A 22,163-nucleotide genomic window follows, 5' to 3' on the forward strand; every position below is an offset into this window, starting at 1 on the left:
TTTAAGCTGCCCCATTATTTTTGTTTATTTCGAAATTGTGCAATTGCAGCGCTGATCGCGGCAATATGTGCCTGAGGCACACCCTGTTGAGGTTGAATTTTTGCTGTTCGTGTTGGCTCTACACTTGTAGGATCATCGAATCGGCTTACAACTTTCGACATTAAAATAACCGCAGATATTAAAATGCTCAGAAAAACAAACACGCCAACCATGCCTGTTACCATTAAGCTGCCTGCAGTTGTGAGCAATTCACCAATATCCATACAACTCCCCTTCGATGATTAAAAATAAAAAATCATTTTTGTTAAATATTTATTCAGCAATAATAACAAACAAAAATAATTTGTATAGCCTATTGTAAATTGGTAAAACCAATTAAACTCAAAATAACATAGAGCACAACTAATTAACACCATACTATTTCAGCAATTAACCTTACGTTATAGATGATAAAAATAATGAATATAGCCATCAGTTATATTAAAACAAACCGACGAAAAGCAAGTTCTGTTCAAAAACCCTGCTTAACAAGGTGTTACAGTAACAACTCATGACAAAGCGTGAAATTGGTCTTACCAATAAAGACAAAACTAAATATAAAATGAATTTAATTAATATGAAAAAATATCACTATGAATAAGTTACACGCTTGATCGTAAAAGTTACCAAAAGAATAACCATGCCCCGCCCACAAAAACCGCTAAGTGACTGAAATATAATGATAATAATGTTTGGCATAAAACTCGCTTTATTCAACTCGACCATTTGAAAAATTAATTAGGCAAGGAGACCACTATGTTACGCTGGACCATTACTTTTTTAGTTATTGCATTAATCGCTGCAGTGTTAGGTTTTGGCGGTATTGCTGGAGCCGCAGCAGGCATTGCTAAGATTATCTTTTTCATTTTTTTAGTATTGCTTGTTATTTCGTTAGTGTCAGGTGCTCTTAGAGGCAACGTACCTAAGTAAAGCAAGTTAAAATTTAATTAACCCTAATATTTAATTTACAAGGAATTTAGTTATGAAAAATTCAACTTTAAAAGCCGCTACTATCGCCCTATTTTCAGGTTTATTCATTATGGGTTGTGAAGACAATTCAGCAGAGGAAGCCGGTGAGCGTATAGATGAAGCAATCACTGATACACAAAATGCAGTTGAAGATGCATGTGAAGAAGTTAAAGAAGGTGTTAAAGCAGAAGAAACTAACTGCTAATATCACCCCTTACGAAAAAAGCGGCCTAGTGCCGCTTTTTTGTGTTTGTAAGTTAGCAACTTTAGGTTGCCTACTGCTTGTGTCAAGAAGCTTACTAACTTGTTGGGTTTCACTCCGTTCTAACCTATGGCATATTGGTCGTCATTTATGGCGACACATGTTTTATCACTCATACATAACGGGCTAAAGCCCGACTTACAGCTGCATTAATTGAGAAAATCGCGCGAAATAAATTTCACGCCTACGCGAGCCTCAAGTTAGCAACTTTACTCTTTCCCATAGAAACTCGCTAACTTGTTGGGTTTCACTCCGCTCTAACCTACGTCACGTAGGTCGTCAATTATGGCGACACATGTTTTATCACTCATACATAACGGGCTAAAGCCCGACTTACAGCCGCATTAATTGAGAAAATCACGCGAAATAAATTTCACGCCTACGCGAGCCTCAAGTTAGCAACTTTACTCTTTCCCATAAAAACCCGCTAACTTGTTGGGTTTCACTCCGTTCTAACCTATGTCATATTGGTCGTCAATTATGGCGACACATGCTTAATCACTGATATAGTGACGGGCTGAAGCCCGACCTACGACTTACACGTAGATTTAAGAAACATCGCGCGAAATAAATTTCACGCCTACGTGAGCCTCAAACTCGCTAACTTATTGGGTTTTAATCTGATAGCTGACGGCTGAAAGCTGATGGCTCTGAGTGCGTCTCCGTTCTACCCAACGTTATCACTCACATTCCTTAGTGAGGAGCACGTTTGTCGTTACACTCGCTATGTGCCACTGACCGTCGATAAAACTCACTTTTGCGACATCACTTACGGCAAAATCACCGGGGACATTTAAGCGCGTTAAGTTACTCGCTAACTGTTGTGTACAGTATGGCCCTGTATCACCATGCATCACGAGCACTGGCTTATTGGTATGCTTTGCAAAATCGCTGATGGCATCTCGGTATACTTTAAAGGCATCACAATCGGCGCGCTGTGACTCACTGCAAGCGGATTTACTGGTTGGGTGGTAAATATCTGCCTGAAAGCCAAACACATAGGCCTTAGCATCCTGATGAACATGTGCTTGCTTTAGCCAAACGAGATTGTATTTATCACGCATATCGGCGGCATCCAGTGCTGCGTTTTTATCACTTTTTAAGATTTGCGAGCGACCATTAAAGGTGCCCGAGATATGCAAGGTACGAAACTCAATGCCATTAAATTGCCACCGGGCATTTTCTGGCAACTCAGCTTGTGTCGCATAACCCTGTAGCCGCTTTGCTTTTTGTGTATAGGCATCGTCGAACATTAAGCGTTTGATAAAACTTAGCCGCTCAAGCTCATCAAAACGCACAGATAGCTTTTCTCGGTCGCAATCGGTCCATTCATTATCACCTGGGGTATAAATAAAAGGTTTTTCGGTCAACGATGTTAGTAACGCCTTGTTAGTTTGCAAAAGCTTATTCGTGCATGCAAGTGAGCCCGATTTCATATCGCCCAAGTGCATCAAAAATTCATGAGGTGTCGCTGCGATTGCCTTGGCAATTTTTCCGCCTTCTGCGAGATTAATTTCATCTATCGGGGTGTATGGCATATCGCCCATAACCAAAAAAGTATTTGTAGTCATTGCAAGTGCTAACGACATTGAACTAACAAACATATAGCTTACACCTTTAAAATACACATACCTTAAGCTCTCACAATGACAACTAAATGAAAACCAACTGCGGCAGATTTTTTTTATCAATGTTAAACTGCTATCAGCAAATTAAGTGAGTCCACGAATGACATTAACTACAACTTACACATTAGATAAACCGTATTACTACGAGTGCTTTGATGAGTCTTTACCCTACTCATCTCAGGCTAAACCTAAATATCCTCTGTTAGCATTGCTCATAACATTAGGCCTACTTGCCTTTTACCAGTTAGAAAACCATTATTTAGGTAGTTTTATGATAATGCTTGCGGTAGTGGAGTGCTTATCGTTTTATTATAAACGTCCATGGTGGGTGGCCAGACAAATGATGAGTCGTGCTTCAGGTAGTGAAGTAACTATCGTGTTTGATGATGAAGGTGTTAAAGCCGAAAATCCCTATAAACACTATCAACTAACATGGCAACAAATCACAGACATAATTGAGACTGAGCGAGGCTATATTTTGAAAGCTAGTCGAGGTATGCAATACCTGTCTAAAAAAGCGCTAAATGAAGAGATTGTTGCAGAACTAAATAAAAGAGCCACTCAATGAGTGGCTCTTAAAATATCTTTCGCTGATTAAACGTTGCCCGGATTTGGGTTAGATTTCTCTGCTTGGATGCGCATGTAGATTTCTTCACGATGTACTGATACATCTTTAGGCGCATTAACACCAATGCGAACTTGATTTCCTTTAACACCAAGAACAGTAACTGTAACTTCGTCACCGATCATAAGGGTTTCACCTACTCTACGAGTTAGTATTAGCATTCTCTTGCTCCCATATTCCAAAAAATTAAAAGATTCCGCGTCAAAAACATTCTAATGAAATCTAGACTTAAAAGTAAGTAAAAACTCTAAATCTTATTCATTTTCAGTTAAAAAAACTTTGTGCAGCGCACGTACTGCCAGCTCTAAATATTTTTCGTCTATTAGAACTGAAATCTTAATTTCAGATGTCGACACCAAAATGACTTTGATGTTTTCTTCGGCAAGCGCATTAAAAAATAAACTTGCTACTCCAGAGTGTGACTTCATCCCCACTCCTACTGCTGACACCTTAGCAACATTGCTTATTCCTTTAATAGAATCTGCGCCAAGCGCAGCCTGATTTAAGGTTAAAACTTCCAATGCTTGTTCATAATCATTGGTGTGCACAGTAAAAGCATAGTCTATTTTTTCAAAGTTATGATTAACTTGATTAATCATATCAATTTCGATACCAAACTCTGCAAAAAGTTTCGTAATTTTAGCCAGGTTTTCAATCCCATATTGCATTTGATTGATATAAATCAAACTTTCATCACGATTGAAAGCAATACCTGACACAATATTTGCTTGCACTTCCGGTTCCTCAAAACTGATCAAGGTCCCTTGATCTGGGTTAAAACTCGATAGTACTCTGAGCGGTATATTGTATTTTCCTGCCGCTTCTACACTACGAATATGCAATACCTTAGCACCTAAACTCGCCATTTCGAGCATTTCTTCGAAAGTAACATGGCTCATTCGACGAGCATTTGGTTCAATACGCGGATCAGTTGTATATACGCCATCAACATCGGTATAGATCTGACATTCGTCAGCATTAATCGCCCCCGCAATCTCAACTGCTGAAGTATCAGTACCACCTCGGCCAAGTGTGGTGATATTACCTTCGATATCTCGGCCCTGAAAGCCTGCGATTATAGCAATACGGTTGTGCTCAAGCTCATGCTTTAAACGAGTCGCTGCAACCTCTTCAATACGCGCTTTACCAAACATATTGTCGGTGCGAATGTTGACCTGATCAGCCAGCAAACTTACCGCTGAGTGGCCACGTTTAATAATAGCCATTGCCAGTAAAGAAACAGACACTTGCTCACCTGTGGTAAGCAGTACATCAAGCTCACGGGCGCTTGGTCGAGAATCGATTTGTTTAGCGAGTTGAATAAGACGGTTAGTTTCTCCCGACATAGCCGAGAGCACCACCACAACTTGATGGCCTTGCTGCTTGGTTTTTACAACAAGGTCGGCGACGGCCTCAATTCGCTCGATTGAGCCAACTGAGGTGCCACCGAATTTTTGGACGATAAGTGCCACTAGTGGTTAAGAACGCTCAGATAACCAACCAGTTACACTTTCTAAGGCTGTAGCTAGGTTCTCTGGCTGAGTACCACCAGCTTGTGCCATATCAGGACGACCACCGCCCTTACCGCCTACTTGTGCAGCCATGTGATTTACAAGCTCACCGGCTTTCACTTTACCTGTTAGGTCTTTAGTTACACCTGCAATTAGGCTTACTTTATCGCCATTAGCTACGCCAAGGGCAATAACACCTGAGCCAATCTTCGTTTTCAGGTCATCAACCATGCCGCGTAGTGCTTTAGACTCAGTACCAGCAACATCAGCAACCAGCAGCTTAATACCGTTCACTTCAACAACAGAGTCAAGTAACGATGCACCCGCCGCGCTTGCTAGCTTGTCGTTAAGCTGTGCAATTTGCTTCTCAAGGCCTTTTGATTTCTCAAGTAATGCCGTTACTTTTTCAAGTACTGTGCTGCTATCACCTTTTACTAGCGCTGCAACATCGTTTAGTTGTTGCTCTTGCTCACTTACATAAGCAACTGCTTCAGCACCTGTTACTGCTTCAATACGGCGGATACCGGCAGCGATACCGCTTTCTGATACGATTTTAAATAAACCGATATCACCTGCACGCTTAACGTGAGTACCACCACATAACTCGATTGAGTAATCACCAATGGTTACTACGCGAACTTCGTCGTCGTATTTTTCACCGAATAATGCCATTGCACCTTTTGCTTTTGCATCTTCGATAGCCATTAGCTCAGTTTCAAGTGCAAAGTTACGACGGATTTCATCGTTTACTGCGCGCTCGATTTGACGTAATTCGTCTTTTGTAACTGCTTCAAAGTGTGAGAAGTCAAAACGTAAACGCTCTGGGTCAACAAGTGAACCTTTTTGATTTACGTGCTCACCTAAAATTTGACGTAACGTTTCATGTAAAATGTGTGTTGCAGTGTGATTTTTCTTGATGCTATCGCGACGTGCTGCATCAATGGTTGCCTCTGCTTTATCGTTTGTACCAATGCGGCCTTGTACACGACCATGGTGCGCAAATGCATTACCAAGCTTAGTGGTGTTAGTAACGACAAACTCACCGCCAGCAACTTTTAACACACCGGTATCACCAACCTGACCACCTGATTCAGCATAGAACGGTGTGCGGTCAAGGATTGCGATACCTTCTTGACCATCTTCAAGTACAGAAACAGATTGACCTTCATGGAACAGCTCAACCACAGTGCCTGTGTAATGCTCTGCATCGTAACCTTTAAAGTCTGTGTGTTTTTCAGACTTAAGTTGTTGGTTGTAATCAGCACCAAACTTACCAGCTTGCTGTGCTTGCTTACGTTGCACTGCCATGCACTCTTGGAAGCCGTGCTCATCAATGGTCATAAAACGCTCACGCGCCACGTCTGCCGTTAAATCAGCAGGGAAACCATAAGTGTCGTAAAGCTTGAATACTAAATCACCCGGGATCACATCACCTTTGATGTCTGCTAGGCTTTCTTCAAGAATTGCCAGACCACGTTCAAGTGTTTTACCAAACTGCTCTTCTTCAATACGTAGTACTTTTTCGATAATTTCTTGTTGCTTAGCAAGCTCTGGGTAAGCTTGACCCATTTGCTCAATTAACGCAGCAACAAGCTTATAGAAGAATGCGCCTTTCGCGCCTAACTTGTTACCGTGACGAACCGCACGACGAATAATACGACGTAGTACATAACCACGGCCTTCGTTAGATGGCATAACGCCGTCAGATACTAAGAATGCACATGAACGAATGTGGTCAGCCACAACGCGTAACGATTTATCATCTAAGTCTTGTGCGTTAGTCACTTTAGCCGCAGCTGCAATGAGTGCTTGGAATAAATCGATTTCGTAGTTTGAGTGCACGCCTTGTAAAATTGCAGAGATACGCTCAAGACCCATACCTGTATCAACAGACTGCTTAGGAAGCGGCTCCATTGTACCGTCGGCATGGCGGTTAAACTGCATGAATACTAGGTTCCAGATCTCAATGAAACGGTCACCGTCTTCTTCTGGTGAACCTGGAGGACCACCCCAAATGTGCTCACCGTGATCGTAAAATATTTCAGAACATGGACCACACGGACCCGTATCGCCCATTGACCAGAAGTTATCGCTAGTTGCAATGCGAATAATGCGGTCTTCACTCAGACCTACTTCTTTATGCCAAATGTTGAAAGCATCTTCGTCATCGTGATAAATGGTAACAAGTAGCTTTTCTTGCGGAAGTTTTACAACTTCAGTTAAAAATTCCCAAGCAAACTTAATTGCGTCTTGCTTGAAATAATCACCAAAGCTGAAGTTACCTAACATTTCAAAGAATGTATGGTGACGTGCTGTGTAACCTACGTTTTCAAGGTCGTTATGTTTACCACCGGCACGTACACAACGTTGTGAGCTGGTTGCACGTGAATAAGGGCGGCTTTCCGCACCTAAAAATACATCTTTAAATTGCACCATACCGGCATTATTGAATAATAACGTGGCATCGTTACCCGGGATCAGCGAGCTTGAAGGAACAATTTGGTGTTGTTTAGAGGCAAAAAAGTCTAAGAACTGTTGCCTGATCTGTGCGGTAGTCATATGCTGCATGTGAAAATCTCACCCGTTTATTGCTGTGCTTGCATTGCAAAATCAATTTGTTCGTAATTAAAGCCTCGATACATCAAGTAGCGAACACGTTTCGCTTTTTCTTTCTGGTCGAGTTCTTTACCTGAATTTGAAAACTTCTTTAAATATGCGTCCTGTGCGAGTTCAAACCAATCGATTTCGAACTCTTCGAGCGTCTTATCTAATAATGCTCGGTCTATCCCTTTTGCCATCGCTTCGCTCTGAATGCGTTTTGCACCATGATACTTTGCTAAATGGCGGCGTACAAACCCTTCACAATAGCGCTGCTCGTTAATAAAGTTGTGTGACTCACACCAATCTAACAAACGCTCTGTGAACTCTGGCGTCGCCTCTTTTTGCTGTAACTTTCGGGTTAGATCCCGACGCGAATAATCTTGTCGAGATAGTAACCAAAGTACGTAATTCTTTAACTTTTGTTCTTTATCATCCATTACGCGTCAAAACGTCCTGATTGCGACGGTGATTCAGGCGCATTAGCTTGGTCATCACTTTTTGGTACAACCGGCATAAAAATAGCCTGAAATGACACGAAGAAACTAATGTAACAAATTGGCATTAAAACCAATAGAGGAATAAACGATAAAGGAATACAGATCACCATTAACACGGCACAAATAAGGCCATACACACTCAGTGGTGCCATATTTTTATAAAATACCATAAAAGAGGTTTTTAACACCGCAAACATGTTGCTTTGCTTTTGAAAGTAGACCAAAGGTACTGCGTAGGCAAAAGCCGTTAAATACACACAGATAGCCAATAAAAATACCGCAACTTGCCCCATAGAAATGGTCGCTAATAAATCAGCCAAATGAGCTTGATTTTGAGGGTCAAAAGTCTGACTCGAGATAACCGCGTAAGCATCTGCAAAGATAAAATTAGACAGTAATGCCAATAAAATACCCGCCGCCATCTGATACACAGCGACTCGTACTAAACCAATACGGTTTCCTTTGTTGCTAAATGGCTTAAAAATATCAGCTTGGCTGATAGTCCCACCTTGTTGTTTTGTGAGCACAGCTTGATAAAACCCCGCCATTAAAAACGGCGTCACAAACGCACCAACAACTTGCAATAGAGGCAGTACTAGCGCCAAAAAGCTAATTACCACTATTAGCAGATGCATTAAGATAAAAGTAAGCGGTTGCAGCTTAAAGATTTCCCAGCCTGCTTTAAACCACTTTACGCCTGCACCAGCTTTAAAAACACGAACTTCGATTGACATAATTTCTCATTCAATAACGACAAAACGCACCGAGTATAACTGGGTGCGCTACTTGTTTATAGTCACCTGTTGTGAAATTTATTCAGGCTTTTTAATTTTTTTAATATCAAGCATGTGCGAACCATGTTTGATTTTCGTTTCGAGGTAAGCACGATTGCCTACTACACCTGCTTTAATATGAGCGTGCGTGCCCACAACAGAGTCAACCTCAATGCCTGCATCACGCAGTGCTTTAAGTTTATTTGGGTTATTGGTCATTAACTTAACGTGCTTTTGCCCAAGAGCCTCTAACATTAAAACCGCATCTGAAAAGTCACGTAAATCATCAGCAAAACCCAAGTGGTTATTCGCCTCGTAAGTATTCATGCCTTGTGACTGCAATACGTAAGCATCAATCTTATTGTATAAACCAATGCCACGGCCCTCTTGGCGTAAGTACAGTAAAATGCCGCCTTGCTGATGCATCATTTCGATACACTCATTTAATTGTTCACCACAATCGCAACGTGACGAGTGAAATACATCGCCAGTTAAACACTCTGAATGCATGCGAATTAATGGCACATCTTGCTCAGTGTCGGCTTGATTAAATACTAATGCCACATGCTCTTGACCATCTTTTAAACCACTAAAAGATACGATTTCTGCAGGAATATCACTGTTTTTGCCAACATTTAGCTGGACTCTTGCTCTTACTTGCGCCACGACAAATCCAAAATTAAAAAATAAATGCGATACTGCAAATGTGATTACAACAGCTTGAAGGTTGTAAGAATGCAACATACGACGAGTGATAACTAATATTGAGGCAGTTACCAGCAATTCAAGTATTATACACTCAAACCACTTGAAGATACGAGCTTTGCGCTATGAAAGCCGGGGTTTTTACTGCAACAAATAATCTAAAAACATAAACACAAAGCAAGCATTGATGCATCTAAAGCGATTTGATACCTTGTACCTAGTTATGATAACCATTATCATTAACTTGTATCAGTTATCATCCAAAAACTGGGCAGAGATAATAAGGATTATTATGAAAAAGAGCTCACTTGCCTTATGCATTGCACTACTATTTAGTCAGCAAGGCATTGCCAATCAAACGACCGCGCAAGAATTTAACGACACCTATCGCGCTTATGTCGCCGCTGTAGAAAACCAACAAGACAGCAGCGAACTTGCTAAAAAAGCATTTGAGTTAGGTAAAGAGATTTATGGCGAAAACGCCGACAACACCGCAAATCTTGCCATTAACTATGCAAACAGCCTCGCTAAAAGCGAACAAGATCAGCGCTTTGAGTTATATCGCACAGCCTACGAAATACTCGAAAAAAACCACGGCAAGCTAAGTGTGCAAGTGTATGACTCATTAATCGGCATGGCAGAATCCACCCCTTCAGCTAAGCGTGCTGATACGTATTTAGATGACGCTATTGCCATAGCTGAAAAGCAAAATTCAGCCAAACTTGTTGCTGACACAAAATTGACTGCGGCACGTATCCTTGCTTATAAAATTAATAGTGAACGCTATTACACAGCAAAGGAATATCTTGAAGAAGCCGATAAATACTACCAAGAAAACTTACCCGATAACGCTGTCGATCGTATTAGCGCTGACTTCTTAGTTGCCGCATTTGCAGAAAGCCAACGTAAATACAGCACAGCCATTGAACGTTTAAATCATGTAGTAAGCGTGTTTGATAAAGAGCTAGACTTTGATCACAAAACGGAACTCGATGCCCATTCTAAGCTGGTTCACTTATACGAAAAAACAGGTAAAAGTGACGAAGCAACCAAACATTGTATAGCGATTGCGAAAATGGTGCCTTGGAAAGAAAGCCAAGAACAAGAGCCGTTATACCGTGTGCCACCTAAATACCCAATGTCAAAAGCTCAACGTATGGAGGATGGCAGTGTCGTGATGGAATTTGAAGTAACCCCGTCAGGCTTTGTAGACAACATAACTGTGGTTGATTCTGAAGGTGGTACTGCGTTTGAAAGAGAAGCGGTTAAAGCAATGAAAAAATGGCGTTATGCGCCTAAGTTTGAAAATGGTCAAGCTATTGCTGCGACTTCTCGGGTGCAATTAGATTTTAAAATCAACTAATAAAATGAAGGGTCGCAATGCGACCCTTTTTATAACCTGCTTAACAAGTTATCTGCTGCATCCTCAATTAAATCGAGTACCTTTTCGAAACCTTGATCGCCACCATAATAGGGATCAGGGATTTCGCTCTGCCCTGCATCACCATGACTTAAAAACAGCGACAACTTATATTGTAAGTGCTCTGGACACTGGGCTTGTAAATCAGCAAGATTTTGCTTGTCTGCCGCAAGGATTAAATCAAACTCATAAAAATCAGCTTGAGTCACAGGTCGCGAATATATCCCTTTAAAACTATAACCACGCTTTTCGGCTGCTGCTTTTGAACGTGAATCAGGTGGATTGCCTTGGTGATAGCCAATAGTGCCAGCAGAATCAACTTTAACATTGACACCCAATGCCTTGGCACGGCTACGAAGTACCGCTTCAGCAGTAGGTGAGCGGCAAATATTGCCCAAGCAAACAATCAAAACCTTTTTCATTATTCGTCCTTAAAATTGCTTTAAGATTGACTCATCATAACGTTCTGCATCAAGTGACAGATTGTATTTTTCTGCCACACTATCAAGCTCTGCCTGCTTAATTGCCAACTCATCCATGGTAATGGTGTTGTCATCAAGCTGCCATAACAAACGCGAACCGGCATAGCTGTAATGAATTGCTAATAAAGCATCTGCATTGCCCTCGCGCCCTGCAGCTTTTAACTTTGGCATTTTTCGAGTAATTTTATTTAGCGCTTTTTTAAGCTCCCACACATAGACAATTTCAGTCATGTAATCATGGTTGCGGTATTTATTAAGCACAAAGCCCACCAGCAAACTACACACAACAACACCTAATAGGTTCCAATGAAAATGGCTACCGCTTGGGTCAGGAAATAACGCTATTAACGTTTGTGAAATGGCTAAACTGCCAACGGCTAAAGCAATTACACAAGCAATAATTACTTGGTTTAAATGTTTACGGTAACGGGCTTTATCTATTTGAATAAGTTTCATAACAACCTAAAAAACTTGTGAAAAATAAAAAGTGAAAAAAATTTCACCCCTTTTTTATTTGCCAGCCGTTTTAGCTATGAAAGCAATTATCCAAAGAGGAACGGCTATGCATACTTTACCACTAAACTCAGCAAGCTTGAATAACAGCAATACAGCTTTAAAGACAACCGCAGCAATTATTGGTGGCGGTGTAATGACCTTTGCAGCATTTGCATTTATGCAGTACTTAATTTCTGCTGAGCAAAGAGCCGATGTAAAAAAAGGCCCAGATATTACGGTTGAAATTTATGAAGTACCAGAAGATTCAAAAGTGCAAGTAAAGCAAACACTGCCGCCACCACCAGTTGCTAAAATGCCACCAAAAACGCCGCCACGCCCAACGAGTGATAATCCAGATACGGTTGTGGTAGCAGATTTAACACCAACGATGACATTCGATAACATTGGCGACACGCTTAGCAAAAGCATTAATCAACCAACGGGAGATGCGACACCTATTGTACGTATAAACCCTAAATACCCTCCTGTAGCAGCTCGCGATGGCATTGAAGGCTGGGTGCAAATTAGCTTTAGTATTTCACCGACAGGCGAAGTGATTGACCCTGTTATTATTGATGCTGAGCCTAAACGGGTATTTGACCGCGAAGCAATTCGCGCGATTAAACGTTGGAAATATCGCCCTAAAGTTGTTGAAGGTGTGGCACAATTACAAACAAACCAAAGCGTTCAACTTGATTTTAAAATAGATGGATAACGGCCTATGCTAATGAGCATCAAGACATGGTTATTTGACAAGCCAAACACTGATTGTTTGGCGCAGTATGCCAAAACAGGCGACAACCGTTATCTTAACCAACTTGTTGCTCAGTACGGGAACGATCTTTATCACTACCTAGTCACCCAAAGTGATAAAGATCTTGCTCTCGATATATGCCAGCAAACTTGGTTAAAAGTTATTGATAAACGCGACTTTTACAATGATCAGAACAATCCAAAAGCGTGGCTATTTCGTTTAGCACGTAATTTGTTGATTGATGAGTTTCGTAAGCAGCAAAAGTTCGTTGAATTAGAAGACAACCAAGTTTTTTCTGAACCAAAGGATGCAGAATATCACTACGACTATGAAGCCTTTGATAAAGCATTAATGACGCTTAGCTTTGTACAGCGAGAAGCACTGACCCTACAGCAAGAAGGCTTTAGTCTCGAAGATATTGTTGCTATTACACAAAGTAACCCAGAGACCATTAAAACTCGGCTGCGATATGCCCGTCAAAACCTGAAACAACAACTAGGAGGCCATCATGAAGCGTAACGACGAGCAACTCGATGCTGATTTAAAAGCACATTTTCAAAAGCGTAAAACACAGCATAGCTTAAGCACCGAACAACTTGCACAAATGCAAACGCCACAAGTAACACAGCCTAAAAAACAACGTTTTTTGAAAATACAAATGGCCAGTTTATTTGTTGCCCTAGCATTGTTTGGCTTTGTTATGCTTGAATATAATTATCGAGAACTAACAAACATTTATGCTGTTGATCTTTCTGATTATCAATGGGTAGAAGTTCACGAGCTCGACTCTAAAGGCAGTTATGTAAGCAATCTAAAGCAGCAAAAGCAAACGCTAGATACTAACTACCAACAAGCATTAGCCAATCACCAAGCCCGTACCAGCTTCACGGGGCGTCTAGTCAGTGTTGATAACGACTGGTATATCGCAGACTGCGAGCAAAATGTACTCGTACAAATTAAACAATCGCTACTTGAAGAATTACAAAAGCACGGCACCCTAGATACCCATATTCACCAAGGTGACCTACTGGCACTTGACCAAAACAAGCAAGGCCAAATTATCGCTCTCAAACAGCTAACCCACGAAGCGAAAAAGTGTGCATCTTAATAAAACGAGTTCGCCAGTTAGCAAAGGGAAAGAGTAAAGGAGTACCGTAGGCATGAAATTTATTTCGCGCGATGGCCTCAATCCATACTCTTGTAGGTCGGGCTTTAGCCCGTTAATGAAAAGATAATTTGTCGCCATAAATGACGACCTACGTGACGTTGGGTAGAACGGAGTGAAACCAACAATTTAGCGAGTTACAAGGATAAAGAGTAAAGGAGTACCGTAGGCGTGAAATTTATTTCGCGCGAAGGTTTCGACGAGCCATCAGCTTTCAGATTTAAAACAAGTTAGCGGGCTACAAGAGTAAAGTCGCAAGTTTTTAGGTAGCAGCGGGTTTACCCAGCGTAGGCATGAAATTTATTTCGCGCGATGGCCTCAATCCAACTCTTGTAGGTCGGGCTTTAGCCCGTTAATGAAAAGATAATTTGTCGCCATAAATGACGACCTACGTGACGTTGGGTAGAACGGAGTGAAACCCAAAACACTCGAAGCCGTCAGCTATCAGATTTAAAACAAGTTAGCGGGCTACAAGAGTAAAGTCGCAAGTTTTTAAGTAGCAGCGGGTTTACCCCGCGTAGTTAGATATCAGATCATTCTTCTGACATCTGATATCTAATATTAATTTCACTCCCCTACCTTCGGTAGCATGCTTTTACTAATCACTTCAAATGTATCTAGGTCTATCAGCATAGAGTAAACTTCATCGTTGTTGATAAATACAACGAATAAATTGCCTTCGGCGTTGAGATTAGACTCTACAATGCGGTTGTAACCTGAAATAACTTCGCCGTAGTTTGAACCATCAATCTTGCTTAGCGCGAAGGTGCGCTTATCTTTGCCATCTAGCAGTTTGTCGTTGTTGGTATCGTTTTTGATAACTTCATACGAAACTGCCTTAGGAGCATCGACTTTTTGCTCCTTGTAAGGACGAGTATCAAACTCTTTGTAACGGCTTAAAGCACCAAACTCTATGATCAACTGATCCGTTGTTTTAAATAGCCACTTGGCGTGATTGGTTTTGTCATTAAGAAACAAGATGTTCTTTGAGCGCGTAGGTCTGTATTTATAACCACCGCTAAAATTATTGTAAACTGTTACGTCAGCTTTCACCTCGATATCCAGTTTTTCTGATTCCAACGGGATAAAGTAAAAATCACTCCCCTCGACCTTACGGGGGTAACCCAGTTTCCACTTTTCTTGCTGCTTTTCATCTTCAGCTAAGTTTAGTGTTTGTTGCTGTACATGGTTATCGGACTTTAATAAGTAAGAAACAAAGTTATACCCTATTGCAGCTGTTCCAATGATTAAGCCCATAAGTAAAATTAGACCGTTAACATTCCACACCCATTTAAAAAACTTTTCTGACTTCATACGACTTGTTAAATCCTTTTAAGAATAAGAACTTGCTAAGCTAGCAGATTTAAAGCAAGTTAGCGAGTTACAAGGGGAAAGAGTAAAGGAGTACCGTAGGCATGAAATTTATTTCGCGCGATGGCCTCAATCCATACTCTTGTAGGTCGGGCTTTAGCCCGTTAATGAAAAGATAATTTGTCGCCATAAATGACGACCTACGTGACGTTGGGTAGAACGGAGTGAAAACAAACAAGTTAATTAAACCCCGAGTTTACTTTATCGGGGTCAAATCAGACGGCTGACGACTCCCCCGCTCCTTACCTCGATTTTCCTGCCAATAATCGCACATTACTCTAATGTTAATAACAATTTAATGCTGAACCAGCTAGGCTAATAAAATCGTGTTTAAATATTATGGAGTTACCATGAAAAGGTCTTTGTTTAACAATTTAATCATTGCCTCAATTAGCTTATGTAGCTTGCAAGGTTGTGCTCAGCCGGAGCAAAAGATTCCTCTGGATGCCAGCGCGAATAACTACAAACTAGAATTAGTAAGCGAAGGGATTCAAATTCCTTGGGGTATGGCTTGGCTTAACGAGCGTGACTTACTCGTTACCGACAGACGTGGTGAGCTTAGGTTAATTCGTGATGGCAAACTCGTTGAGCAAGCAATTAAAGGCACACCTAAAGTACATGATGAAGGTCAAGGGGGCTTATTAGATATAGAACTTGATCCGAACTTTGCCGACAATGGCTGGATTTACTTTTCGTACTCGGGCTATGAAGGTGATGGTGAGGGTTACAATACCTCAATTATGCGCGCTCGCTTTAAAGATATGACTCTTGTCGATCAGCAATTATTATTTGATGGCGAGCCAAATATTAAAACAACGAAACACTATGGTTCGCGTATTGAGTTCGACAAAGAAGGTTACTTGTATTTCTCTATTGGCGACCGTGGCAAAAGAGACGTTCACCCACAAAGTCTAGACTACGATGCAGGCAAAATTCACCGTATCAATAGCGATGGTTCTATCCCTAAATCAAACCCGTTTTATAACCATAAAACAACTCACAAAAGCATCTATTCGTATGGACACCGTAACCCACAAGGTATGGCGATGCATCCTGAAACGGGAGTTATATGGAGCCATGAACACGGCCCTCGTGGCGGTGATGAAATCAACATAGTTAAAGCAGGCGCGAATTATGGTTGGCCTGAGATCACCCATGGGATCAACTACATTGGTACAAAAATTACCGACGAAACCAGCCGCGAAGGAATGGAACAACCTGATTGGTATTGGGTGCCATCAATCGCCCCTTCTGGAATGGAGTTTATCACCAGCGATAAATACCCACAGTGGCAAGGTCAAATTGCCGTAGGCTCGATGAAGTTTGGCCACCTTGTGTTAGTGAAGCTAGATGGTGACAAAGTAACAGGCCACAGCAAAGTATTTGAAGGTGTAGGTCGTGTACGTAGCCTCGCCACCCACCCTAATGGTGATCTATACCTTGGTGTTGATGGTGTCGGTGTTTATAAAGTTGTACCTAAATCGTAGGTTGGGTAGAGCGAAACGAAACCCAACAACTTAGCGAGTTACAAGGAAAAAGAGTAAAGGAATACCGTAGGCGTGAAATTTATTTCGCGCGATGGTTTCTGTCCACACTCTTGTAGGTCGGACTTTGGTCCGTAACTGTTTAAGAATTAAATGTGTCGCCATAAATAACGACCTATGTTTCAAGCAATAAAAAACCACAGAATTCTCTGTGGTTTTTTGCTTATAACTTAAAGCTTACAGCTATTACTTATAAAACAATTATACTCGTTACAAGGTAAGCAATGAAGGTTAATGCGCCGCCGAATAAGGCGTATGGCATTTGAGTTTTTACGTGAGTTAATAAGTCACACCCTGATGCAATGGCCGATACCGCGCTGGTATCTGAGATTGGCGAGCAGTGATCGCCAAACACGCCACCGCCTAAAATAGCGGCAATGACCAATGAAGGTGGTAAACCTAAAGCTTGAATGAGCGGTACACCAATTGGAATAAGAATCGCGAATGTGCCCCATGAGGTACCAGTGGTAAATGAAATTACCGCACCGGTTAAGAATAGCACTGGCACAACCAAGTAAATAGGTAAGAAATCACCCACAAGACCAGCTACAAACACACCCGTACCTAGGTCTTTTAAGCTTGCCCCTAAGGTAAGTGACAACAATACAATTGCTACCAGTGGTAGCAACTCACCCATACCTTTAAAGCCAATATCAACAAGCTTATGATGAGTAAAGTCACGAGAGCTAATCATTAAAAAGTAAGCCACAACACAAGCTAAAATAGTTGCATACAGCACTGATTTAGAACCACTGCCACTGGCAATATCGCCATCGCCAGTCCAGAACATAAAGCCAACCATGCTAGCTATTAAGGTGATAAGTGGCACAAGCATATAACGCGCTTTAGAGCCTTTTACTTCTTCAGACAGCTCGGTTTCTTGTTGTTCAAAATTATCTTCAGCTTGCTTTAATGGCCCATGTACCTTATCAAAAGTAATGGTATAGAACACGATAAGTAAAGTGATAATGGCGTAAAAGTTATAACCTATACTGCCCCAAAGTACTGATACCGCAGACTCTTCCATTTCGTAGTTGCCAAGTAGACCAAGCACGTATGCGCCCCAGCCATTTAACAAGATTAAGATACACACAGGTGCGCTGGTACTATCGATAATGTAAGCAAGGCGTGCTCGGCTCATTTTAAATTTATCGAATAAACCACGCGATAAAATACCCGAGGTTAATACACTTAAGTTAGATTCAATAAATACTGCAATACCTGAGAACATGGTTAAATAACCAACTTGGCGCTTACTTTTGGCAACCCCTTTGTTCATTAGTAAATTAACGGTAGCAGCGACACCGCCAGATTCACGAATGTAGGCAAGTAATGCACCTATTAAGATACTAAAAATAAGGATACGGCTATTACCAGGGGAACTGGCGACTTCAACAACACGCTCAATGGTATTAATGAAGGTGTAAAATAAGCTATTACCTTCACCATTGATAGCAAGTAAAAACTCAGACGACGCAACCGCGACCAATAACGCCATGATCACTTCTTTGCGCCAAAACACAATTAAGATAGCAATCAAGGGTGGTAAAATTGAATACCAAGACATAAAAACCCTTTTAAATTAAGAACAGCATTTTATTTTTATTATGCGAAAACTCGCTAAGCTTAATGGCTTTACCATTAAACTCAACTTAATTCGACTAGTGATTTAATATACTCTCATAAATCAGTGAGATAATAGAGCCATACTTACCCGTTTCGAAACGTTTTCCGACAAACTCGTAATTTTCTTGCGAACCTTCAATAGGTGTATGACGCGCATTAGTTAATAGCACAATAGCAAGGTCGTACTCGGGGTCAATGACGGTCACAGTGCCAGTCCAACCAGTATGACCAAAAGCACGCGGGCTGGCGTAAGGGCCAAAATGCCAAGTTCGCGCTTGATGCCCCGCTCGTCGCCACCCTAACCCATAGGTTTCATCACTTGCTTGAGAGTTTGTGAATTGCTCAAGTACTTGTGGCGTAAAAATTTGCTTATTGTCATAACCACCGCCATTGAGTAATACCTGCATAAGCACTGACAAATCACCAGCAGTACTAAAAAGCCCTGCATGCCCCGCTACGCCACCTAAGGCATAAAAGGCTTTTTCATCATGTACTTCACCTTGCAGAACATCGGTTCGAACATTTTCAAATTCAATGCGTCCACCTCGGGTGTTACCATTAATCTCTGTGGCCGCAATTTGTGAGGTTAAAAAGCCTTTTTGCAATGGATTATAAACCGTATGTGTTAAACCAAGCGGTTGATAAATTTGGCTCTCAACATAAATATCAAGCGCCATACCACTGATGCGTTCAACCAGTACACCTAACAACATATAATCGATATCAGAATATAAGTGTTTTACGTTGCGCCCAGCCACGAAGGGAACGCCAGTTAATAACAGGTTCTTAGTACGCAGACTGTTTTGTGAAAAAAAGCGCTCACCAAATTTATTGTCTTTACGATGAAAATCAACCACAGCAGGATAACCAGCACTATGGGTAAGTAAGTCTTTTACTAAACGCTGCTCACGGCCGCTGCCTCTAAATTCTGGCAGGTAATAAAACAGCGGTTTTTCTACGTCGAGCTTTCCTTCGCTGGCAAGCTTCATCAGCGCAAAGTTAGTGGCAAACATTTTTGAGTTTGAGGCTATATCAAACAAGGTATCGTTTTGCATAGCTTGTGGGCTTTTGAGCTCACTGCCATCAGCGTGGTACTTTTTAGCTGCGCCGTAATGGCTTAATTTAATCAGTTTGCCATCTTTAACAACGGCAAGTACCGCGCCCGGAAAGCCCTCTTTAATTTCTTGAGTAATTAATTCATCAACGGCACTAAAGCGCTTTTGACTGCTGTTTTTATCAAGCGTTGGATAAGGAAAGCGTAAGGTTAAGCTTGCCCCTTCAGGCAATACATTCTCAACTTTATAGGTGTTGATGCCATTGTGAGTACGTTTAGCCAAACTGTATTGATATATTTTTTCGGCAGTTAAAGGCGAAGCTATATTGATTTTTTCACCATTAATATAAATGTCGGCGCTGGTTGCGTCTTGGTTTTCAATGATGATCTCACCGCGACCTTTATAGGCGACAAAGGTGCCTCTGTCGTTAACAAGCGCGCGACTGCTTGGTTCAAGAGCAGGAATACGCGCTATCACTTGTGCATTAGCCAGTGTTTTTGGCTCTGGCTCAACCGCTTGCTGTTGCTGCTGATATTCTTTAAATAACCGCTCAAGCTTTTTAGGGAAGTATTTATCTAGTAATGCAAATAGCACCGCGGCACTTCTTGCATCACTATTGCCACTGACATGCCAAGGCAAAAAGTGCATTTGAAAAGCACTTAAGGCATCTAAAGTTTGCGAATCAAGCTGACCCGTAGCAATCACCTCATAGCCGTAGCTACGCAGTGCTTTTTGCATTAACTCAACAGAGGGTTTTGATGCACTAAATAATTGCCAATATTTATCAACAGTGTCGCTGTCGTACCACGCACCGATACCCGCTTTATAAAGTTGGTACCAAGGAAAACGCGGGCCTGGGTCGTTCTTACGGCTTGGCGCAATATCTGAATGGCCGATAACTTGAGTTGGGCCAATATCTGGGTTTCGCGCCAAGATACCTTTGCTAAGCTCAATCAACAACTCAATTTGTTTAGCATCATAGTCTGGAAAAATACACAATTTGCTGGCATCGTTTTCCATCGCAAGGTTTGCTTGCTCAGGTATATGACAGGTTGGTACATTCACGATTTCAATACCAATTGAATGATCATTTAAATCTTCTCGGCCTTGCCAAAAGCTGCGTCCGGCATGCCATGCTCTGTCTTTTTCATCAACCAGCTGAATAATTTCTAAATCGTCTTTTGGATAACTTGGATCGCCTGATTCTGGTAATAAATAATGTGAACTTAAGCCCCCTTCATCCACTAACGCACGCATCGACTTTTCGTAATCAATGGCGGTGTAATGCATTACTAAAAACTTTACACGGTGACTGTAATTAGCTGATTGTGTGAAGGTATATTGATGACTGGCACAGCTTACTAAAAAAGCAGCACTACTGAGATAACACAGCTGTTTAAGAAATTTTTTTAAAGGGGTAAAACTCATAACAGATTCATACCTGATGATTTAAGCGTTGACGATTCTCAGCAATACAGTAGCAACACCCACTTAACATGTAAAATATTTTATTTGCTAAATGAAGAATAAACAGCATACATTATCGCTAAGTCTCTAAAAATGCAGCTATCTCAACAAATAATCTTGTATCTATTATGGAATAAAACTATATTATTCCATCTAATTAAAGAAAAATATTCCAAACTTAGGTCAAGTAAAACTAAAAATAAGTCGTGGTATCAAAGCAATTACGTATCGCAACTTAAGGTGTGTAGTACATTACTATGCAATGTGACTTAAGTTAATTAAACAAAGTGAGCCCTATGTCTACTTTTGTAAAAATTAAAGCTTTACGCCAGTCTTTATCGAGCAGCGAAGCAAAGCTTGCTGATTTCACACTAAATTCGGCGAATGCTATTCGTAACTTATCATCCGTTGAGCTTGCGAAAGTGGTTGGAGTGAGCCAGTCAAGTGTGGTGAAGTTTTCACAAAAATTAGGTTACAAAGGCTTTCCTGCTTTTAAACTTGCGGTGATTGATGCGCTCAATGACGAAACAAGTGAACCAAAACTACATGGTAAAATCACCCTTAATGACTCACTTGAACAAATCGCAGAAAAATTATTAAGTAGTAAACTGGCTGTACTCACTGAAACAAAGAACCTCAACGAGGCCGTGGCAGTCGAAAAAGCAGTAGAGCTTTTAAAATCAGCAAAGCGCATACTGATCTGTGGTTTAGGTGGCTCAGCATTAGTTGCAAAAGACTTCTCTTATAAATTACAAAAACTCGGCATGCCTGCAATAGCGGAGCCAGATGGCCACGCGCAGCTTGCATACGTTGCTACCTTTTCAAAAGGTGACTTGGTGATTGCGATAAGTGAGTCAGGTATGACCCGCGAAATTGCTGAAGTAGTTAAACAAGCGAAAAAGAATGACAGCTCAGTGATCTCAGTCACAAAGTTTGGCAGTAGCCCTGTTGCTGACTCTGCCGATGTAAAACTTTACTCAGTGGCTGAAGGTGAGTCTGTGCGTTTATCGTCAATTCTTGCACGAACGGCACAAGACTTTGTTATAGATATTCTGTTTATCGCTCTCACCCAGTCAAGTCGCCAAGGCCGTAAACTACTGGAACATTCTAATGAAGTTGTCGGTGAATTTAAGAATAACTAATTTCTTAATAAATAACATTTAAGAACAAAAAA

Annotated in this window: 22 protein-coding genes; 9 read left to right on the forward strand and 13 right to left on the reverse strand. The window is 41.2% G+C overall.

Going from position 1 to position 22,163, the window contains the following annotated elements:
• Positions 1–14: 14 nt before the first annotated feature.
• Positions 15–263 carry an OadG family transporter subunit gene (locus E5N72_RS14880; protein ID WP_135925840.1) on the reverse strand — a complete coding sequence of 83 codons (249 nt, stop codon included), beginning with the start codon at positions 261–263 and terminating at the stop codon, positions 15–17.
• 532 nt (positions 264–795) lie between these two features.
• Here E5N72_RS14880 and E5N72_RS14885 point away from each other — a divergent pair.
• Both E5N72_RS14885 and E5N72_RS14890 read left to right on the forward strand, forming a co-directional pair.
• Positions 796–969 (forward strand): DUF1328 family protein, encoded by a 174-nt coding sequence (locus E5N72_RS14885; protein WP_064485886.1) that lies wholly within the window; start codon positions 796–798, stop codon positions 967–969.
• Between the two features lie 52 nt (positions 970–1,021).
• Positions 1,022–1,213 carry a hypothetical protein gene (locus E5N72_RS14890; protein WP_135925841.1) on the forward strand — a complete coding sequence of 64 codons (192 nt, stop codon included), beginning with the start codon at positions 1,022–1,024 and terminating at the stop codon, positions 1,211–1,213.
• Positions 1,214–1,950: 737 nt separating this feature from the next.
• On the opposite strand, the gene E5N72_RS14895 is transcribed toward E5N72_RS14890, so the two are convergent.
• Positions 1,951–2,874 (reverse strand): hypothetical protein, encoded by a 924-nt coding sequence (locus tag E5N72_RS14895; protein WP_135925842.1) that lies wholly within the window; start codon positions 2,872–2,874, stop codon positions 1,951–1,953.
• Between the two features lie 124 nt (positions 2,875–2,998).
• Here E5N72_RS14895 and E5N72_RS14900 point away from each other — a divergent pair, with 124 nt between their 5' ends.
• Positions 2,999–3,466, forward strand: coding sequence for a YcxB family protein (locus E5N72_RS14900; RefSeq protein ID WP_135925843.1), 468 nt, complete (start codon positions 2,999–3,001; stop codon positions 3,464–3,466).
• Between the two features lie 26 nt (positions 3,467–3,492).
• Here E5N72_RS14900 and csrA read toward each other — a convergent pair whose 3' ends face one another.
• From csrA to ribA, 6 genes are all read right to left on the reverse strand, one after another.
• Entirely contained in the window at positions 3,493–3,684 is a 192-nt protein-coding gene (gene csrA / locus E5N72_RS14905; protein WP_036970495.1) for a carbon storage regulator CsrA, read from the reverse strand.
• A gap of 93 nt (positions 3,685–3,777) precedes the next feature.
• Complete coding sequence (locus E5N72_RS14910) at positions 3,778–4,995, reverse strand: aspartate kinase (protein WP_135925844.1); 1,218 nt, start codon at positions 4,993–4,995, stop codon at positions 3,778–3,780.
• Positions 4,996–5,001: 6 nt separating this feature from the next.
• Positions 5,002–7,602, reverse strand: a complete 2,601-nt coding sequence (alaS, locus tag E5N72_RS14915; RefSeq protein WP_135925845.1) for an alanine--tRNA ligase — start codon at positions 7,600–7,602, stop codon at positions 5,002–5,004.
• A gap of 17 nt (positions 7,603–7,619) precedes the next feature.
• Positions 7,620–8,072, reverse strand: coding sequence for a regulatory protein RecX (locus E5N72_RS14920; RefSeq protein WP_135925846.1), 453 nt, complete (start codon positions 8,070–8,072; stop codon positions 7,620–7,622).
• Positions 8,072–8,866: a BPSS1780 family membrane protein gene (locus E5N72_RS14925; protein ID WP_135925847.1), complete on the reverse strand. Its 795-nt coding sequence runs from the start codon at positions 8,864–8,866 to the stop codon at positions 8,072–8,074. The genes E5N72_RS14920 and E5N72_RS14925 overlap by 1 nt, the downstream gene beginning before the upstream one ends.
• Before the next feature lie 78 nt (positions 8,867–8,944).
• Positions 8,945–9,571: a GTP cyclohydrolase II gene (gene ribA / locus E5N72_RS14930; protein WP_135925848.1), complete on the reverse strand. Its 627-nt coding sequence runs from the start codon at positions 9,569–9,571 to the stop codon at positions 8,945–8,947.
• A 331-nt stretch (positions 9,572–9,902) separates the two neighbouring features.
• Here ribA and E5N72_RS14935 point away from each other — a divergent pair, with 331 nt between their 5' ends.
• Positions 9,903–10,973 carry an energy transducer TonB gene (locus E5N72_RS14935; RefSeq protein WP_135925849.1) on the forward strand — a complete coding sequence of 357 codons (1,071 nt, stop codon included), beginning with the start codon at positions 9,903–9,905 and terminating at the stop codon, positions 10,971–10,973.
• A 29-nt stretch (positions 10,974–11,002) separates the two neighbouring features.
• Here the strand turns inward: E5N72_RS14935 and E5N72_RS14940 are convergent, their stop codons facing one another.
• Both E5N72_RS14940 and E5N72_RS14945 read right to left on the reverse strand, forming a co-directional pair.
• Positions 11,003–11,452 carry a low molecular weight protein-tyrosine-phosphatase gene (locus tag E5N72_RS14940; protein ID WP_135925850.1) on the reverse strand — a complete coding sequence of 150 codons (450 nt, stop codon included), beginning with the start codon at positions 11,450–11,452 and terminating at the stop codon, positions 11,003–11,005.
• 9 nt (positions 11,453–11,461) lie between these two features.
• The gene (locus tag E5N72_RS14945; protein WP_135925851.1) at positions 11,462–11,968 is read right to left on the reverse strand and encodes a DUF3087 domain-containing protein; all 507 of its coding nucleotides are present in this window, start codon (positions 11,966–11,968) and stop codon (positions 11,462–11,464) included.
• 106 nt (positions 11,969–12,074) lie between these two features.
• Here E5N72_RS14945 and E5N72_RS14950 point away from each other — a divergent pair, with 106 nt between their 5' ends.
• The 3 genes from E5N72_RS14950 to E5N72_RS14960 are packed head-to-tail and all read left to right on the forward strand — an operon-like array spanning position 12,075 to position 13,869.
• The gene (locus E5N72_RS14950) at positions 12,075–12,722 is read left to right on the forward strand and encodes an energy transducer TonB (protein ID WP_135925852.1); all 648 of its coding nucleotides are present in this window, start codon (positions 12,075–12,077) and stop codon (positions 12,720–12,722) included.
• 6 nt (positions 12,723–12,728) lie between these two features.
• Positions 12,729–13,280, forward strand: a complete 552-nt coding sequence (locus E5N72_RS14955; RefSeq protein ID WP_135925853.1) for an RNA polymerase sigma factor — start codon at positions 12,729–12,731, stop codon at positions 13,278–13,280.
• Entirely contained in the window at positions 13,270–13,869 is a 600-nt protein-coding gene (locus E5N72_RS14960) for a hypothetical protein (RefSeq protein WP_135925854.1), read from the forward strand. Before E5N72_RS14955 ends, E5N72_RS14960 begins: the two co-directional genes overlap by 11 nt.
• A 624-nt stretch (positions 13,870–14,493) precedes the next feature.
• On the opposite strand, the gene E5N72_RS14965 is transcribed toward E5N72_RS14960, so the two are convergent.
• Positions 14,494–15,240 (reverse strand): hypothetical protein, encoded by a 747-nt coding sequence (locus tag E5N72_RS14965; protein ID WP_135925855.1) that lies wholly within the window; start codon positions 15,238–15,240, stop codon positions 14,494–14,496.
• A 407-nt stretch (positions 15,241–15,647) separates the two neighbouring features.
• Here E5N72_RS14965 and E5N72_RS14970 point away from each other — a divergent pair, with 407 nt between their 5' ends.
• A complete protein-coding gene (locus E5N72_RS14970) occupies positions 15,648–16,784 on the forward strand; it encodes a PQQ-dependent sugar dehydrogenase (protein ID WP_135925856.1) in 1,137 nt (378 codons plus the stop codon).
• A gap of 247 nt (positions 16,785–17,031) precedes the next feature.
• Here E5N72_RS14970 and E5N72_RS14975 read toward each other — a convergent pair whose 3' ends face one another.
• Together E5N72_RS14975 and pbp4b are read right to left on the reverse strand one after the other, a co-directional pair.
• The gene (locus E5N72_RS14975) at positions 17,032–18,408 is read right to left on the reverse strand and encodes a Na+/H+ antiporter NhaC family protein (protein WP_135925857.1); all 1,377 of its coding nucleotides are present in this window, start codon (positions 18,406–18,408) and stop codon (positions 17,032–17,034) included.
• A 94-nt stretch (positions 18,409–18,502) separates the two neighbouring features.
• Entirely contained in the window at positions 18,503–20,950 is a 2,448-nt protein-coding gene (pbp4b, locus tag E5N72_RS14980) for a penicillin binding protein PBP4B (protein ID WP_135925858.1), read from the reverse strand.
• A 335-nt stretch (positions 20,951–21,285) separates the two neighbouring features.
• On the opposite strand from pbp4b, the gene E5N72_RS14985 reads away from it, so the two are divergent.
• Positions 21,286–22,131 carry a MurR/RpiR family transcriptional regulator gene (locus E5N72_RS14985; RefSeq protein WP_135925859.1) on the forward strand — a complete coding sequence of 282 codons (846 nt, stop codon included), beginning with the start codon at positions 21,286–21,288 and terminating at the stop codon, positions 22,129–22,131.
• Positions 22,132–22,163 lie beyond the last annotated feature (32 nt).

The organism is Pseudoalteromonas sp. MEBiC 03607, from assembly GCF_004792295.1.
GTDB classification, from domain to species: domain Bacteria; phylum Pseudomonadota; class Gammaproteobacteria; order Enterobacterales; family Alteromonadaceae; genus Pseudoalteromonas; species Pseudoalteromonas lipolytica_C.

Excerpts from the sequence above, each read along its gene's own strand:
- E5N72_RS14945 (WP_135925851.1), bottom strand. The coding sequence starts at position 11,968 with ATGAAACTTATTCAAATAGATAAAGCCCGTTACCGTAAACATTTAAAC.
- E5N72_RS14925 (WP_135925847.1), bottom strand. The coding sequence starts at position 8,866 with ATGTCAATCGAAGTTCGTGTTTTTAAAGCTGGTGCAGGCGTAAAGTGG.
- E5N72_RS14920 (WP_135925846.1), bottom strand. The coding sequence starts at position 8,072 with ATGGATGATAAAGAACAAAAGTTAAAGAATTACGTACTTTGGTTACTA.
- E5N72_RS14985 (WP_135925859.1), top strand. The coding sequence starts at position 21,286 with ATGTCTACTTTTGTAAAAATTAAAGCTTTACGCCAGTCTTTATCGAGC.
- E5N72_RS14890 (WP_135925841.1), top strand. The coding sequence starts at position 1,022 with ATGAAAAATTCAACTTTAAAAGCCGCTACTATCGCCCTATTTTCAGGT.
- csrA (WP_036970495.1), bottom strand. The coding sequence starts at position 3,684 with ATGCTAATACTAACTCGTAGAGTAGGTGAAACCCTTATGATCGGTGAC.
- E5N72_RS14900 (WP_135925843.1), top strand. The coding sequence starts at position 2,999 with ATGACATTAACTACAACTTACACATTAGATAAACCGTATTACTACGAG.
- pbp4b (WP_135925858.1), bottom strand. The coding sequence starts at position 20,950 with ATGAGTTTTACCCCTTTAAAAAAATTTCTTAAACAGCTGTGTTATCTC.
- E5N72_RS14955 (WP_135925853.1), top strand. The coding sequence starts at position 12,729 with ATGCTAATGAGCATCAAGACATGGTTATTTGACAAGCCAAACACTGAT.
- E5N72_RS14880 (WP_135925840.1), bottom strand. The coding sequence starts at position 263 with ATGGATATTGGTGAATTGCTCACAACTGCAGGCAGCTTAATGGTAACA.
- E5N72_RS14935 (WP_135925849.1), top strand. The coding sequence starts at position 9,903 with ATGAAAAAGAGCTCACTTGCCTTATGCATTGCACTACTATTTAGTCAG.
- E5N72_RS14975 (WP_135925857.1), bottom strand. The coding sequence starts at position 18,408 with ATGTCTTGGTATTCAATTTTACCACCCTTGATTGCTATCTTAATTGTG.
- E5N72_RS14960 (WP_135925854.1), top strand. The coding sequence starts at position 13,270 with ATGAAGCGTAACGACGAGCAACTCGATGCTGATTTAAAAGCACATTTT.
- E5N72_RS14965 (WP_135925855.1), bottom strand. The coding sequence starts at position 15,240 with ATGAAGTCAGAAAAGTTTTTTAAATGGGTGTGGAATGTTAACGGTCTA.
- alaS (WP_135925845.1), bottom strand. The coding sequence starts at position 7,602 with ATGCAGCATATGACTACCGCACAGATCAGGCAACAGTTCTTAGACTTT.
- E5N72_RS14940 (WP_135925850.1), bottom strand. The coding sequence starts at position 11,452 with ATGAAAAAGGTTTTGATTGTTTGCTTGGGCAATATTTGCCGCTCACCT.
- E5N72_RS14895 (WP_135925842.1), bottom strand. The coding sequence starts at position 2,874 with ATGTTTGTTAGTTCAATGTCGTTAGCACTTGCAATGACTACAAATACT.
- E5N72_RS14950 (WP_135925852.1), top strand. The coding sequence starts at position 12,075 with ATGCATACTTTACCACTAAACTCAGCAAGCTTGAATAACAGCAATACA.
- E5N72_RS14970 (WP_135925856.1), top strand. The coding sequence starts at position 15,648 with ATGAAAAGGTCTTTGTTTAACAATTTAATCATTGCCTCAATTAGCTTA.
- E5N72_RS14885 (WP_064485886.1), top strand. The coding sequence starts at position 796 with ATGTTACGCTGGACCATTACTTTTTTAGTTATTGCATTAATCGCTGCA.